Here is a 14813-nt window from a genome sequence, read left to right as displayed (position 1 = left end):
GTTCCCCACCCCGGAGGTCCCATGGCCAGCACCCTCCCGAGCCGACGAAGCTTCCTGGCGCTCTCGGGCTTGACCGCACTGTCCGTCTCCATGACCGCCGCCTGCGGATCCGGCGGTTCCGGTGCCGGGCCGGCGGCCGACGGCAAGGTCAGCCTGGAGTGGTGGAACATCGCCACGACGGAACCGGGCAAGTCCCTCTTCCCGCAGATCTCCTCGGCGTTCACGTCCGCTCACCCGAACATCGCGATCAGAGCCACCTCCTTGGAGAACGAGGCGTTCAAGTCGAAGCTGACCGCCACCACTTCCTCGGGCAGGCTCCCGGACGTCTTCCAGACCTGGGGCGGCGGCGTGCTGCAGCAGCAGGTCGACGCGGGGCTCGTCGAGGACCTCACCGACGCGCTCGACTGGTCGTCCGACCTCACCCCGGTCTCGCTGCAGGCCTATCAGTTCGGCGGCCGGACCTACGGAGTGCCCTACGACATCGGCATGGTCGGCTTCTGGTACAACAAGAAGCTCTTCGCCAAGGCCGGGATCGCCGCTCCGCCGGCCACCTGGGCCGAGCTCCTCGACGACGTCAGGAAGCTCAAGGCGGCGGGCATCACCCCGATCGCCCTCGCGGGCAAGGAGAAGTGGCCGGGCCACTACTACTGGGCCTACCTCGCGATGCGCGTCGCGGGCCTGCCCGCGCTGCAGAAGGCCGCGACCACCAAGGACTTCACCGGCGAAGGCTTCGTCCAGGCAGGTGCCCACCTCAAGGAGCTGGTCGACCTCCAGCCGTTCCAGACGGGCTTCCTGGGCGCCGGCTACGCCACCCCCGGCGGCCAGGCCGCGACCATGGGCAACGGCAAGGCCGCCATGGAGCTGATGGGCCAGTGGGCACCGTCGGTGGAGAAGGACGCCGGCGCGGACCTCGGAGCGGACCTGGGCTTCTTCCCGTTCCCGACGGTCGACGGCGGTGTCGGCCAGGTCACCGAGGTGTTCGGCGGCGGCGGCGGCTTCGCCCTGCGCAAGGGCGCCCCGAAGGAGGCGCTGGACTTCCTGAAGTTCTTCGTCCTGGAGAACGAGTCCAAGCTGCTGGCCTCCAACGGCTACCTGCCGGTGGTCAAGGGGGCGGAGAAGCAGCTCACCGACGCCAACAAGAAGGTGGTGGCGGACAGTCTGGCCAAGGCGACGGGCTTCCAGCTCTTCCTGGACCAGGCCTACCCGCCGGCGGTCGGCCAGGAGGTCAACGACAGTGTCGCCGACCTCATCGCGGGCAAGAAGACGCCCGAGCAGGTCACCGCGTCGATCACCGAGGCTGCGAAGGGTGCCTAGCTCCGTGTCGACCCTGACCGAGGAGCGGGTGGAGCACGACGTGCCGGTGCGCCCGCCGGCCCAGGCCCGGTCGCTCCTGCGCGGGTGGGGCAACTGGGCGTCGCTCGCCTGGTTCCTCGTCCCGGCTCTGGTCCTCTTCCTCGTCTTCGTCCTCGCCCCGATCGCCGTCGCCGTCTACACCGGCTTCTTCAAGTGGGGCGGGATCGGCCCCATGGACGACTTCGTGGGCTTCGAGAACTACACCAGGCTGTTCGACGACCAGGTCTTCCTCGGCGATCTGTGGCGCGGGCTGTACCTGATCGTCCTGTCGATCACGGTGCAGTTGCCGTTCGCGCTGTTCACCGCGGTCCTGCTCAACCAGAGACTGCGCGGCCGGGCCGTCTACCGGATGCTGTTCTTCGCGCCGTACATCCTGTCCGAGGTGGTCACGGCGGTCCTCTTCACGATGGTCTTCCTGCCCGACGCCGGCATGGCCGACCATCTCGCCGGATTCCTGGGCCTGGACGGACTGCAGGGCAAGTGGCTCGCCGATCCCTCGACGGTCGTGCCGACCCTGTTCGTGGTCATGATCTGGAAGTACTTCGGCTTCCACATGATGCTCTTCCTCGCCGGACTGCAGGGCATTCCGGCCGAGATCCTCGAGGCCGCCTCCATCGACGGCGCCGGCGCCTGGCAGCGCTTCCGGCACGTGACGCTGCCGCTGCTCGGCCCGACGATCCGGATCAGCGTCTTCCTTTCGGTCATCGGGTCCATCCAGCTCTTCGACCTCGTCTGGGTCATGACCGCGGGCGGGCCCAACCACTCCTCCGAGACGATGGCGATCGCGATGTTCCAGTTCGGGTTCAAGCGGTACCAGGTGGGCTACGCCAGCGCGATCAGCGTGGTGTTGTTCATGATCAGTCTGGTCTTCTCCCTCTTCTACCAGCGTTACGTGCTCCGCCGTGACCTGAGCGGGGCCGTCACCTCGGAAGGTGGCCGGTGAACGCCCGCCGGACGGCACGCGGCGTCTCGCTGCACGCCGTGGTCTGGCTGATCGCCGCGTTCGTCGTCGTGCCGCTGATCTACGCGGTGATCTCCGGGTTCAAGAGCACGGGCGAGCTGACGACCAACCCGTTCGGGCTGCCGGAGCACTGGAGGGTCGGCAACTACCTCGGCATCCTCGGCGACGGAATGTTCTGGCGGCAGATCGCCAACAGTGCGGGCATCGCGATCGGCACGACGTGCTGCACGGTGGCCGCCGCCGCCATGGCCGCGTTCGTGCTGGCCCGATACGCCTTCCGGGGCAGGGAGTTGTTCTACACGCTGTTCACGATCGGGCTGATGTTCCCGTTCGCGGTGGCCGTCCTGCCGCTCTTCCTCATGCTGCGCACCTTCGGCCTGATCGACAACCCGCTCGGCGTGATCCTTCCGCAGGCGGCCTTCGGGCTCCCCATGACGATCGTCATCCTGCGCGGTTTCTTCCGGACCATCCCGGCGGAGATCGAGGAGGCAGCCGTCATGGACGGCTGCGGCAAGCTCCGCTTCTTCTGGAAGATCCTGCTGCCGATGGCGCGTCCGGCACTCGGCACGGTCTCGGTACTCGCGATCGTCGCGAGCTGGAACAACTTCTTCCTGCCACTGCTGGTGTTCAACGACCCGAAATGGCAGACGATCCCGGTCGGCGTCCAGCAGTTCCAGGGCCAGTACTCGACCGACTACGCACTCGTCCTCGCCTACATCGTGCTCGCCATGGTCCCCGCCCTCGCCTTCTACGCCGTCGCCGAGCGCCAGCTGATCGGCGGCCTCACCGCGGGCGCCACCAAGGGCTGACCCCTCCCCGCGCCACCTCCACCCCCGAGGAGACCCCCGTGAAACGCCTGATCGCACTGACGGCAATATTGTTAGCGCTAACATCACAGGCCGTCGCCGATCCGTCACCCCCCGCCGCCGACCCCGCCCGCCCCACCGTCGACTTCCGCGCCGAGCTCCAGTCCATCGACGGATTCGGCTTCTCGATGGCCTTCCAGCGGGCCGACCTGCTCCACGGCGCGCGCGGCCTCAGCCCCGCCAAGCGGCGCGAGGTGCTCGACCTGCTGCTCAGCAAGGAGAAGGGTGCGGGGCTCTCGATCCTGCGCCTCGGCATCGGGTCGTCGACCGACAGGGTCTACGACCACATGCCGACGATCCTGCCGGCCGATCCCGGCGGCCCGGACGCCGTTCCGAAGTACGTCTGGGACGGCTGGGACGGCGGCCAGGTATGGCTGGCCAAGGAGGCCAAGGCGTACGGCGTCGAACGGTTCTTCGCCGACGCCTGGAGCGCACCGGCCTTCATGAAGACCAACGGCAGCGAGAACGACGGCGGCGAGCTCCTGCCCGAATGGCGTCAGGCCTACGCGAACTACCTCGTCCAGTACGCCAAGTTCTACCAGCGGGAAGGCGTCAGGATCACCGACCTGGGGTTCACCAACGAACCCGACTGGACGGCGACCTACGCCTCGATGCGCTTCACCCCGAAGCAGGCCGTCGACTTCCTCAAGGTGCTCGGGCCGACCGTGCGCGCGTCCGGACTGAAGACGGGGCTGGTCTGCTGCGACGCCGCCGGCTGGGACCGGCAGGTCGCCTACACCGAGGCCATCGAGGCGGACCCCGCGGCCGGCAAGGCCGTGCGGACCATCACCGGCCACCGCTACAGCGGTCCGACCACGGTCCCGCAGCCGACCGGCAGACACGTGTGGATGTCGGAATGGTCACCGGACGGCACCACCTGGAACGAGCACTGGGACGACGGCAGCGGATACGACGGTCTCGCCGTCGCGGCCGACATCCAGAACACCCTGACCGTCGGCAACGCCAACGCCTACGTCTACTGGACCGGCGCGTCCCTCGGCGCGACCCGGGGACTCATCCAGCTCGCCAATCCCGGTGACGCCTACCGGGTGTCCAAGCGGTACTGGGCACTGGCCGCCTTCAGCCGGTTCATCCGCCCCGGCGCCGTCCGCGTCCCGGTCACGAACGCCGACCCGGCACTGCGCATCACCGCCTTCCGCAACACCGACGGGCGCCGTGTGATCGAGATCCTCAACACCGCGACCACCGAGAAGTCCGCCGAGTTCGCTCTCCGCGGCGGGTACGACCGGCACCCCGACGCCTACGTCACCGACGAGACCCGCTCGATCACTCCGGCCGGCATCGTCGCCACGCACGGTACGACCCTCACCGCGACGCTCGCCCCGCGCGCGCTGACCACCATCGTCCTCGACTGATCCGCCCCGCACCCGAGGAGTCATCCATGCCCGTGTCCCGGCATCTCGTCGCCCTGTCCGCCGCCGTCTGCCTCGCGGCCGGCCTCGCCGCCGCACCCGCGACCGCCGAGCCCCGCCCCAGGACGCTCGCCGAACTGGCCGCGAGGCACCACAAGTACTTCGGCTCCGCGACCGACAACCCCGAGTTCACCGACGCCGCCTATCTGAAGCTCCTCGGCAGCGAGTTCGGGCAGACCACCCCCGGCAACGCCATGAAGTGGGAGACCACGGAGCCCAGGCGGGGCGTCTTCGACTTCACCGCCGCCGAACAGGTCATGGCCTTCGCCAAGGCCCACCACCAGAAGGTCCGCGGCCACACCCTCGTCTGGCACAACCAGCTCCCCGCCTGGCTCACCGAGCGCAGTTGGACCGCCGACGAACTGCGCGCCGTCCTCAAGAACCACATCCAGACGGAGGTCCGGCACTTCAAGGGCCGGGTCATCCACTGGGACGTCGTCAACGAGGCCTTCAACGAGGACGGCACCTACCGCGAGACGCTCTTCTACAAGACGCTCGGCCCGGGCTACATCGCCGACGCCCTGCGCTGGGCCCACGAGACCGACCCGCACGCCAAGCTGTACCTCAACGACTACAACGTCGACGGGATCGGCCCCAAGAGCGACGCCTACTACACCCTGATCAAGCAGCTGAAGGCCGACGGAGTCCCGGTGCAGGGCTTCGGCATCCAGGGACATCTGGCGCTCCAGTACGGCTTCCCCGCCGGCGTACGGCAGAACATGCAGCGCTTCGCCGACCTCGGGGTCGAGGTCGCGGTCACCGAGCTCGACATCCGGATGAACCTCCCGGCGACCCCGTCGTCGCTCGCCACCCAGGCCACCTGGTACGCCGACTACGTCAAGGCCTGCCTGGAGGTAGAGAAGTGCGTCGGCGTCACCATCTGGGACTACACGGACAGGTACTCGTGGATCCCCGCGGTCTTCCCCGGTGAGGGCGCCGCACTGCCCTACGACGAGAACCTGGCGCCCAAGCCCGCGTACCACGCGATCAGGAAGGTGCTGGGCGGATGATCAGAACGGCGATCGTCGGAGCGGGCGGGATCGCCGGCATCTGCCACGTTCCCGCCGTCCGGGCCCAGGCGCACCGGGCCGAGATCGTGGCGGCCGTCGACGTGGACGCCGCGCGCGCCGAGGCGTTCGCGGCCGAGCACGGCATCCCTGCGGTCTACACCGATCTGCGCACGATGCTCGACGAGCAGCGCCCGGACATCGTGCACCTGTGCACGCCGCCGTACCTGCACGCCGAACAGGCCGTGACCTGCCTGGAGTCGGGGGCGTGGGTGTGGTGCGAGAAGCCGGTGGCCCTGTCGCTGGCCGAGCTCGACCGGATCCAGGCAGCCGAAGGTCCCGCCGTCGCGGGCGCGGTGTTCCAGCACAGGTACGGCTCGGGGGCCAGGTACCTGCGCGACCGGATCGCGGCCGGGACCCTGGGCCGTCCCCTGGTCGCGCAGTGCGTCACGGCGTGGTACCGCGACGACACCTACTACGAGGTGCCCTGGCGCGGCACCTGGCGCAGCGAGGGCGGTGGCCCGACGCTGGGCCACGGCATCCACCAGATGGACCTGCTGCTCCAGGTGCTCGGCGCATGGGCCGAGGTACGCGCGATGGCCGGTCGCCTCGACCGCGCCGTCCAGACCGAGGACGTGTCCGCGGCCCTGGTCCGGTTCGAGAACGGGGCCATCGCGACGGTCGTCAACAGCGTCCTCTCCCCACGCGAGGAGAGCTATCTTCGGTTCGACCTGACCGACGCCACGGTCGAGCTGCGGCATCTGTACGGCTACTCCAACGCGGACTGGACGTTCACCGCCGGGTCGTCCGACGCGAAGTGGGAGCCGCCCGACGACCTGCCCAGCTCGCACACCGCCCAGCTCGCCGACTTCCTGGACGGCTACGAGGCCGGTATCCGGCCCGACCTCGGCAGATCCACCATGGAACTGGTCACCGCCCTGTACAAGGCCGCGATCACCGGCCTGCCGGTCCGGCGCGGGGAGATCGACGCGGCCGACCCGTTCTACGGCTCACTCGACGGGGGACGCCCGGAGGTGTTCCGATGACGTTCGAACTCCTGGAGAACGAGGACTCGCTGATCGTCCGGGCCCGCGACGTCGACCTCTTCCGGTACGTGCACCGGCCGGTCATGGACCCCTTCGAGGCGCCGAAGCCCTACCTGCATCCGGTGCGCACGCTCGCCGGCGACGTGGTCACCGGGTACCGGCCGCACGACCACCGCTGGCACAAGGGCGTCCAGATGACGGCGTCATGGGTGTCGGGGCAGAACTTCTGGGGCGGCGGCACCTACCTGCGCGGCCAGGGCTACGTCGACCTGCCGAACCTCGGCACGATGCGCAGCCTCACCCTGTCCGCCGGAACGGGCCACGGCCGCGCCGTGATCACCGAGGACCTGGCCTGGCACACGATGGCGGGGGAGCACTGGATCGACGAGCGCCGCACGCTCACCGCACGTGACGTCGAGGCCGACTCCTGGACCCTGGAGATCACCACAGCCCTGACCAACGTACACGACGCCCCGCTGGTGTTCGGCAGCCCGGGCACCCAGGGCAGAGAACTCGCCGGATACTCCGGCCTCTTCTGGCGCGGCCCGCGCGACTTCACCGGCGGCCAGGTGATCGGCCCCGCGATGGGCGAGAAGGGCGACTGGCTGGCCTTCATCGGCCGGCACGACGAGGTCGACCGCTCCTCCACGCTCCTGTTCCTGGACGATCCGGACGCCCCCTGCCACTGGTTCGTCCGCAGTGAGCCCATCCCCGCCGTCAACCCGTCCCTGGCGTTCGACGAGGAACTGCCGCTGGCCCCCGGCGACACCCTGTCGCGCCGCTACCGCATCGTCGTGGCCGACGGCGCGTGGACCCTCGCACGCCTGTCCAGGCATGTCACGGAACACCCGTGGTGACCCCGCTCCCCGGCGGCGTGGGCATCTCCGGCCTGACCGTGTACGACTGGGAGGCCGCCGACGGGCTGTGCGGGGGAACGCCCCACATGCACCTCGTCTGCTCCGAAGCCTATGTCGTCATCGGCGGCGAGGGCAGCGTGCAGACCCTCACCGGTTCCGGCTTCGCCGAGACCCCGCTGCACCCGGGCGACGTCGTCTGGTTCACCCCCGGCACGATTCACCGCCTCGTCAACGCCGGCGGCCTGCGCCTCGTGGTGCTCATGCAGAACGGCGGTCTCCCCGAGGCAGGAGACGCCGTCTTCACCTTCCCCGCTCCCGTGCTGGCCGATCCGCACGCCTACCAGGCGGCGGCCGCCCTGACCGGCGACCCCGCCACGGCGGCGCGCCGCCGCCGCGACCTGGCACTCGACGGATTCCTGGCCCTGCGCGAAGGCGGGCTGCGGGAGTTCCACGCCGCGGCCCACCGCCTGAAGAGCGACCTCTTCGACGCCTGGCGGATCCGCTGGCGTGACGGCCCGCTGGCGGCGGCCGTCACGACCGGCCGTCACCTGGAAGCGCTGAAGGCCGGAGACCTCTCCCACCTCGGCCAGGGCGAAGTGTCACGACTCCAGCGCCCGGAGCACCAGGTCTTCGGCATGTGCGGCCGGCTCCACACCTATCCCGTACCCGACTCCCCGACGCGGCCGCCCGGCGGTCCGTCGGGTCCATCGCACCCCCACAACCCGAAGGAGCACGTCTGATGCGGTTGCGAAATCGCTCACCGATCCCGCTGAAACGGTTGCTCGCCGTCCTTGCGCCCGTCCTGCTCCTGGCCACCTTCTTCAGCGCCCCGCCGGCCAGCGCGGCGACGGTGGACACCAACGCCTGGTACGTGCTGGTCAACCGCAACAGCGGCAAGGCCCTGGACGTCTACAACCTGGCGACCAACGACGGGGCGCGCATCACCCAGTGGACCAGGAACGACCAGAACCAGCAGCAGTGGCAGTTCGTCGACTCCGGCGGCGGCTACTTCCGCGTCAGGTCCCGCCACTCCGGCAAGGTGCTGGACGTCCAGAACGGGTCCACCGCCAACGGTGCCCCGATCGTCCAGTGGGCCGACGTGAACGGCACCAACCAGCAGTGGCGGCTGGCCGACAGCTCGGACGGCTACGTGCGGCTCATCGCGCGCCACAGCGGCAAGGCCCTCGAAGTGCAGGGCGCCTCCACCGCCGACGGCGCGAACATCGTCCAGTACGACGACTGGGGTGGCGCCAACCAGCAGTGGCAGCTCGTGAAGGTCGGCGGCGGCACCCCCGGCACGTGCGCGCTTCCGTCGACGTACCGCTGGTCGTCGACGGGCGCGCTGGCGCAGCCGAAGTCCGGATGGGCCTCGCTCAAGGACTTCACCGTCGTCCCCTACAACGGCGGGAACCTCGTCTACGCGACGACGCACGGCGCCGCCGGGACGGGAGCCGGCTGGGGTTCGATGAGCTTCAGCCCCTTCACCGACTGGTCGCAGATGGCCTCGGCCGGCCAGAACACGATGGCGAACTCCGCCGTCGCGCCCACACTCTTCTACTTCGCGCCGAAGAACATCTGGGTGCTCGCCTACCAGTGGGGCAGGACCGCCTTCTCGTACCGGACCTCGACCGATCCGACCAACCCGAACGGCTGGTCGGCCGAGCAGGAGCTCTTCTCCGGAAGCATCGGCGACTCGGGCACCGGGCCCATCGACCAGACGCTCATCGGCGACGGCACGAACATGTACCTGTTCTTCGCCGGCGACAACGGCAAGATCTACCGGGCCAGCATGCCGATCGGGAACTTCCCGGGCAGTTTCGGCGCGACCTCGACCGTGATCATGAGTGACACGACGAACAACCTGTTCGAGGCCCCGCAGGTCTACAAACTCCAGGGCCAGGACCGCTACCTCATGATCGTCGAGGCGAGCGGCTCACAGGGCCGGTACTTCCGCTCGTTCACGGCCACCAGCCTCAACGGCGCGTGGACACCGCAGGCCGCGACCGAGAGCAACCCCTTCGCCGGCAAGGCCAACAGCGGCGCCACCTGGACCAACGACATCAGCCACGGCGAGCTCATCCGCGCCAGTGCCGACCAGACCATGACCGTCGACCCCTGCAACCTGCGGTTCCTCTACCAGGGCCGCGATCCCAACTCCGGCGGCGACTACGGCCTGTGGCCCTACCGGCCTGGTCTGCTGACGCTGCAGCGCTGACGACGCGACACCCGGTCCGGCCCCGGACGGGGGGCGTGGCGGGCTCGGCGGACAACCGGGCCCGCCACGGCCGCGACTTCGAACGTGCGCCGGAACATCCGACCTTCTATTTGAGGAGCTACAACGACATGACGATCAACAGGCGTACGGTGATGGCGGCGGGCGCCGCCGGAGTGGCGGCAGCGGCTGTGGGGACGGCCCCGGCGTTCGCCTCCGGAGCCACGGAACGACCGGCGGGTAAGCCGGCGAAGGAGCTGTTCGGGACGCTGCCCGACGGCACACACGTCCACCGCTGGACGGTGGCCGCGGGAGGCACCCGGCTGCGCGTGCTGTCGTACGGCGGCATCGTCCAGTCCCTGGAACTTCCCGACCGACGTGGCCGGTACGCGAACGTGTCGCTGGGCTTCGACAACCTCGACGACTACGTGGCGAGCAGCCCGTACTTCGGCGCGATCATCGGCCGCTACGGCAACCGCATCGCGCGCGGCACCTTCACGCTCGACGGCAGAACGTACCGACTGCCCGTCAACGACGACCCGAACAGCCTGCACGGCGGGGACAAGGGCTTCGACAAGCGGGTGTGGGACGTCGAGCCGTACGAGCGAGGCCGGGACACCGGCCTCACCCTGCGCTACGTCAGCGCGGACGGCGAGATGGGATACCCCGGCACCCTGCGCGTCCGGGTCGACTACGTCCTCACCCCGCGCGGCGACTTCCGCATCCAGTACGAGGCCACGACGGACAAGGCCACCGTCGTGAACCTCACCAACCACACGTACTTCAACCTCGCGGGCGAAGGCAGCGGCAGCATCCTCGACCACACCCTGAGGATCGCCGCTTCCCGCTACACCCCCGTCGACTCCACCCTCATACCGACCGGTGAACTCGCCAAGGTCGCGCACACCCCCTTCGACTTCCGCAGCGGCAAGCCCATCGGCCGGGACATCCGGGCCGCGCACCCGCAGGTCGTCTTCGGCCGCGGCTACGACCACAACTTCGTGCTCGACAAGGGGATCACCGACACCCCGCGGCATGTCGTGACCGTCACGGAGCCCGTCCACGGCCGCGTGATGGAGATCGCGACCACCGAGCCGGGCGTGCAGTTCTACAGCGGCAACTTCCTCAACGCCACGCTGGCGGGCACCTCGGGGAAGGTCTACCGCCAGGGTGACGGCTTCTGCCTGGAGACCCAGCACTTCCCCGACTCACCCAACCAGCCGTCCTTCCCGTCGACGGTGCTCCGCCCGGGGCAGACCTACCGCTCGACGACCGTCCACTCCTTCGCCACCCGCTGACCCGGGAGCGCCAGGAGGCCAGGCGGGCGCTGTGCGTCGGCGTGCCGGTGGACGAGTGGGGCGCGGATGTCCTGTGTGAGACTGATGTCCATGTCGATCACCGCTAACGTCGTGGTACTGCTCATCGCCGTGCTCCACGTCTACATCCTGGTCCTGGAGATGTTCTTGTGGACCGGTCCCCGGGCCCGGGCCGCGTTCGGGACCAGTGTGGCGTTCGCCTCCGAGACGAAGGCGCTCGCGGCGAATCAAGGGCTGTACAACGGCTTCCTAGCCGCGGGGCTGGTGTGGGGTGTGGTGGCGTCCGACCCGGTGGGCTTCCAGGCGAAGGTGTTCTTCCTCGTGTGCGTGGCCGTGGCCGGCGCCTACGGTGCCGCCACGGCCAGCAGGAAGATCCTCTTCGTGCAGACCGTTCCGGCGCTGATCGGTCTGGCACTGGTGCTGCTCGCCCGCTGAGCGATGCCGGCGAACCGAGCAGGGTACCGCGAGCGTGACCCCGCCGCCCTCGCCTCGTCGATTGGCCTTTCAACATCTCCGTGAGGTAGAAAGCTCCGTCGATCAATCATGATCACGTCACGTACTCTCACATTCGGGGGAATGGAAGAATGGCCTCAACTCGCCGTGTTCTCGGTGCGATCGCACTTCTCGCCGCGCTGAGCGGCGTCGCCGCCTGCGGTCCGGAGGAGTCCGACGCCGCAGGCGTCACGGGAGGTTCCGGCAGCAGCGCGTCGCCGTCGACCGCCCCGTCGGCCGGTGCGTCCAAGGCGCCGGACTCCGGCGAGGCCGGAAGCGGCGGCCCGGCCGATGACGTCGACGGCGACGGAAAGGGCGGGGACTGCGGCAAGCCGCCGACGCTGCCCGCAGGGCACCTGAAGGTGAAGGTCCAGCTGATGCGTGACTCCAGCGGCTTCGAGGCCGCGGAGGCCAAGCCCCACTGCACGCCGAACGACTGGATCTACGGCGCCGACAAGGAAGACCCGACGAAGCACTACGTCCTTCCCGAGAACGTCAAGGCGTACCTGGCCCTGGCTGCCGGCCCCGGCCAGTGGAAGCAGGTCGACCACGAGCAGCTGTCGCTGCACGTCGACCGCTGCCTCGCCGAGGAGATCGGGGCTCCGACCAACGACTACCCCAAGGTGGAGGCGCCCTACGGCTGCTTCGGCAACATCTACGAGATCACGCTGAACGCCAAGGGTGAAGTGGACACGATGAAGGAGATCTGGAGCGTCTGACGACGTCCGTCGGACCGGCGGCCGGGTTCGGGCTCCGGCCGTAGGTCCGCAGGCCCGCAGGCGTCGCGCGGCGGCGCGGGGGGTGCGTAGGACTGCCCATGCGGGGCATACGCGCCTGTGGGTGTGCGCACCCGAGAGAGCCGTCGCCCGGCCTTCCCCCCTCCGGGCGGCGGCGCGGCCGTGTCCGGACCCGGTTCGGGCCCGCACACGCCCGTCGGTCGGCCTGTCGGTCGGCCCGGCGGTCGGTGGATCGGCCGGCCGCTCAGACGGAGGCGGGGAAGCGCTGCCAGACACGGTGCTCGCCGAGTAGCTCGGCGAGCCGGGCCCACAGGTCCCGTGGGTCGTCCGCGACGAGGATCCCGGGGGCGTCGGCCGGGATGCGGGCGGCGGCCAGGGCGGGAGACGCCCTGCGGGTGAGGCCGAGGGCCTTGCCGTGCCGGTACGCCTCGTCGAGCAGGCGCGTCACGCGCGGGTCGACGAGGAACCGGGTGTCGTCGATCAGGTGGCCGGCCTTGGCGTCGCGTACCCCCGTCGCGTCGAGACCGGGCGGCGGGCAGGCGGTCACGAGCAGGGCGTCGAACTCCGTGGAGCGTGCGGTGGCGAAGGTCCGGTCGACGGGGATCGGGTCGGCCGGGTCGCCGAGCGTGCCGCCGGCCGCGGTCGTCACGAGGCCGACGCAGCCGGCGTCCCGAACGGCGTCGAGGAGCACCCGCACGTCGGCGGGGTCCCCGTCGGCATCGGCCACGATTCCGACGACCCGTCCGTCCAGCGGCCAGCTGCGGCCCAGTTGGGACAGCGCGGGGCTGGGCGACACGTCGGCGAAGGGCACCGTCGCCGGTGGGATCGGCAGGCCGAGCCCGGCGGCGACGCCCTCGCAGAGCACCGGATCGATGTTGGCGAGGACGGCCAAGGCCCTTTCCCTGACGCTCTGTTCGTGGCACTTGCCCAGCTCGAAGGTGTACGCGGCGATGATGTGCTCGCGTTCGGTCGGCGTCATGCTCAGCCAGAACAGCCGGGGCTGCCCGAAGTGGTCGGAGAAGGACGCCGGTGCCTCGCGCTGCTTGCGGGAGGCGGGCAGCCCGACGGGGCTCTCGATGAAGGCGCCGGTGTCGGCGCCGGCCAGGAACGGGCAGCCGCCGTCGAGGGAGTTGGGCCGGTAGGGCGCGACGCCGGTGTGCACGGCCGTCTGGTGCATGCCGTCGCGCAGCATGTCGTTGACGGGGGCGTGCGGGCGGTTCACCGGCAGTTGGGCGAAGTTGGGGCCGCCGAGCCGGCTGATCTGCGTGTCGAGGTACGAGAAGAGGCGCCCGGCGAGCAGCGGGTCGTCCGTGACGTCGATGCCGGGCACGAGGTGACCCGGGTGGAAGGCGACCTGTTCCGTCTCGGCGAAGAAGTTCTTGGGGTTGGCGTCGAGGGTGAGCAGTCCGACCGGTTCGACCGGCGCCCACTCCTCCGGCACGATCTTCGTCGGGTCGAGCAGGTCGATGCCCTGGAACGTCTGCTCGGGAGTGTCGGGGAAGACCTGGACGCCGAGTTCCCACTGCGGGAACGCCCCGGCCTCGATGGCGTCGTGCAGGTCCCGCCGGTGGAAGTCGGGATCCATGCCGCCGATGATCTGCGCCTCCTCCCACACCAGGGAGTGCACGCCGAGCCGCGGCTTCCAGTGGAACTTCACCAGGGTCGTCCCGCCGTCCCCGGCCACCAGCCGGAAGGTGTGGACGCCGAAGCCCTCCATCATCCGGAAGGACCGGGGAATGCCCCGGTCGGACATGTTCCACAGGGTGTGGTGGGTGGCCTCGGTGTGCAGGCTGACGAAGTCCCAGAAGGTGTCGTGCGCGCTCTGAGCCTGTGGGATCTCCCGGTCCGGCTCCGGCTTGGCCGCGTGCACGACGTCGGGGAACTTCACCGCGTCCTGGATGAAGAAGACGGGGATGTTGTTGCCGACGAGGTCGAAGGTCCCCTCGTCGGTGTAGAACTTGGTCGCGAACCCGCGTGTGTCCCGTACGGTGTCGGCCGAGCCGCGGGAGCCGAGCACGGTGGAGAACCGCACGAAGACCGGGGTCTCCACGTCCTCGGCGAGGAAGGCGGCCCGGGTGATCCGGCTCGCCGTCCCGTAGCTGCGGAACACCCCGTGGGCGGCGGCCCCGCGCGCGTGCACCACCCGCTCCGGGATGCGCTCGTGGTCGAAGTGGGTGATCTTCTCGCGCAGTTGGTGGTCCTGGAGCAGCGTCGGACCGCGCGGGCCGGCCTTGAGCGAGTGGTCGCTCTCGTACTGCCGGGTGCCCTGCGCGCTGGTCAGATAGGCGCCGCTCTGGGCCGACCGGGCCGGGCCCTCGCCCGTCGCCTGCCCGGTGGGCCCGACCGTCTCCGGGCCGCTCTGGTCGGGCGGGGGCGGCGGCGGACCGTGCGGCTCGGTGGGCTCCTGCCGGTCTCGCACCGCCCGCTCTTCCGCCCGCTCTTCGGGGTGCTGTTCCGCCTGTTGTTCCGCCCGCTCGTGCGGGTCCGGGGTGGCGGTCATGAGGATCTCCCTTCCGGTGCCGCGTCCGGACGG

Annotated in this window: 13 protein-coding genes; 12 read left to right on the top strand and 1 reads right to left on the bottom strand. The window is 69.9% G+C overall.

Annotation, left to right across the window (positions count from 1 at the left end):
• The first annotated feature begins 21 nt into the window (after positions 1 to 21).
• The 12 genes from ACWEV0_RS09815 (at position 22) to ACWEV0_RS09760 (ending at position 12262) form a co-directional block, all read left to right on the top strand.
• Positions 22 to 1314 (top strand): extracellular solute-binding protein, encoded by a 1293-nt coding sequence (locus tag ACWEV0_RS09815; protein ID WP_453148013.1) that lies wholly within the window; start codon positions 22 to 24, stop codon positions 1312 to 1314.
• Complete coding sequence (locus ACWEV0_RS09810; protein ID WP_453148011.1) at positions 1307 to 2296, top strand: carbohydrate ABC transporter permease; 990 nt, start codon at positions 1307 to 1309, stop codon at positions 2294 to 2296. Before ACWEV0_RS09815 ends, ACWEV0_RS09810 begins: the two co-directional genes overlap by 8 nt.
• Positions 2293 to 3123, top strand: a complete 831-nt coding sequence (locus ACWEV0_RS09805; protein WP_453148009.1) for a carbohydrate ABC transporter permease — start codon at positions 2293 to 2295, stop codon at positions 3121 to 3123. Before ACWEV0_RS09810 ends, ACWEV0_RS09805 begins: the two co-directional genes overlap by 4 nt.
• Before the next feature lie 38 nt (positions 3124 to 3161).
• A complete protein-coding gene (locus ACWEV0_RS09800) occupies positions 3162 to 4556 on the top strand; it encodes a glycoside hydrolase family 30 protein (RefSeq protein WP_453148007.1) in 1395 nt (464 codons plus the stop codon).
• A 26-nt stretch (positions 4557 to 4582) separates the two neighbouring features.
• Positions 4583 to 5623, top strand: a complete 1041-nt coding sequence (locus tag ACWEV0_RS09795; protein ID WP_453148005.1) for an endo-1,4-beta-xylanase — start codon at positions 4583 to 4585, stop codon at positions 5621 to 5623.
• On the top strand, positions 5620 to 6666 hold the full coding sequence (locus tag ACWEV0_RS09790; RefSeq protein ID WP_453148003.1) for a Gfo/Idh/MocA family protein: 1047 nt from the start codon (positions 5620 to 5622) through the stop codon (positions 6664 to 6666). The genes ACWEV0_RS09795 and ACWEV0_RS09790 overlap by 4 nt, the downstream gene beginning before the upstream one ends.
• On the top strand, positions 6663 to 7523 hold the full coding sequence (locus ACWEV0_RS09785) for a DUF6807 domain-containing protein (protein ID WP_453148001.1): 861 nt from the start codon (positions 6663 to 6665) through the stop codon (positions 7521 to 7523). The genes ACWEV0_RS09790 and ACWEV0_RS09785 overlap by 4 nt, the downstream gene beginning before the upstream one ends.
• Positions 7520 to 8263, top strand: a complete 744-nt coding sequence (locus tag ACWEV0_RS09780) for a cupin domain-containing protein (RefSeq protein WP_453148130.1) — start codon at positions 7520 to 7522, stop codon at positions 8261 to 8263. Before ACWEV0_RS09785 ends, ACWEV0_RS09780 begins: the two co-directional genes overlap by 4 nt.
• Entirely contained in the window at positions 8263 to 9738 is a 1476-nt protein-coding gene (locus ACWEV0_RS09775; RefSeq protein WP_453147999.1) for a non-reducing end alpha-L-arabinofuranosidase family hydrolase, read from the top strand. Before ACWEV0_RS09780 ends, ACWEV0_RS09775 begins: the two co-directional genes overlap by 1 nt.
• Positions 9739 to 9866: 128 nt before the next feature.
• Positions 9867 to 11033 carry an aldose epimerase family protein gene (locus ACWEV0_RS09770; RefSeq protein ID WP_453147997.1) on the top strand — a complete coding sequence of 389 codons (1167 nt, stop codon included), beginning with the start codon at positions 9867 to 9869 and terminating at the stop codon, positions 11031 to 11033.
• Between the two features lie 90 nt (positions 11034 to 11123).
• Complete coding sequence (locus ACWEV0_RS09765) at positions 11124 to 11486, top strand: DUF1304 domain-containing protein (protein WP_453147995.1); 363 nt, start codon at positions 11124 to 11126, stop codon at positions 11484 to 11486.
• A 149-nt stretch (positions 11487 to 11635) separates the two neighbouring features.
• Positions 11636 to 12262, top strand: a complete 627-nt coding sequence (locus ACWEV0_RS09760; protein WP_453147993.1) for a hypothetical protein — start codon at positions 11636 to 11638, stop codon at positions 12260 to 12262.
• A gap of 262 nt (positions 12263 to 12524) precedes the next feature.
• Here the strand turns inward: ACWEV0_RS09760 and ACWEV0_RS09755 are convergent, their stop codons facing one another.
• A complete protein-coding gene (locus ACWEV0_RS09755) occupies positions 12525 to 14780 on the bottom strand; it encodes a catalase (protein ID WP_453147991.1) in 2256 nt (751 codons plus the stop codon).
• Between the last annotated feature and the right edge of the window lie 33 nt (positions 14781 to 14813).

This window comes from Streptomyces sp. NPDC003943 (assembly GCF_053605265.1).
Note: the sequence above shows the minus strand (reverse complement) of the source record. Positions and strands in the feature narration are given on the sequence as shown.

Excerpts from the sequence above, each read along its gene's own strand:
- ACWEV0_RS09775 (WP_453147999.1), top strand. The coding sequence starts at position 8,263 with ATGCGGTTGCGAAATCGCTCACCGATCCCGCTGAAACGGTTGCTCGCC.
- ACWEV0_RS09790 (WP_453148003.1), top strand. The coding sequence starts at position 5,620 with ATGATCAGAACGGCGATCGTCGGAGCGGGCGGGATCGCCGGCATCTGC.
- ACWEV0_RS09765 (WP_453147995.1), top strand. The coding sequence starts at position 11,124 with ATGTCGATCACCGCTAACGTCGTGGTACTGCTCATCGCCGTGCTCCAC.
- ACWEV0_RS09795 (WP_453148005.1), top strand. The coding sequence starts at position 4,583 with ATGCCCGTGTCCCGGCATCTCGTCGCCCTGTCCGCCGCCGTCTGCCTC.
- ACWEV0_RS09785 (WP_453148001.1), top strand. The coding sequence starts at position 6,663 with ATGACGTTCGAACTCCTGGAGAACGAGGACTCGCTGATCGTCCGGGCC.
- ACWEV0_RS09760 (WP_453147993.1), top strand. The coding sequence starts at position 11,636 with ATGGCCTCAACTCGCCGTGTTCTCGGTGCGATCGCACTTCTCGCCGCG.
- ACWEV0_RS09755 (WP_453147991.1), bottom strand. The coding sequence starts at position 14,780 with ATGACCGCCACCCCGGACCCGCACGAGCGGGCGGAACAACAGGCGGAA.
- ACWEV0_RS09770 (WP_453147997.1), top strand. The coding sequence starts at position 9,867 with ATGACGATCAACAGGCGTACGGTGATGGCGGCGGGCGCCGCCGGAGTG.
- ACWEV0_RS09815 (WP_453148013.1), top strand. The coding sequence starts at position 22 with ATGGCCAGCACCCTCCCGAGCCGACGAAGCTTCCTGGCGCTCTCGGGC.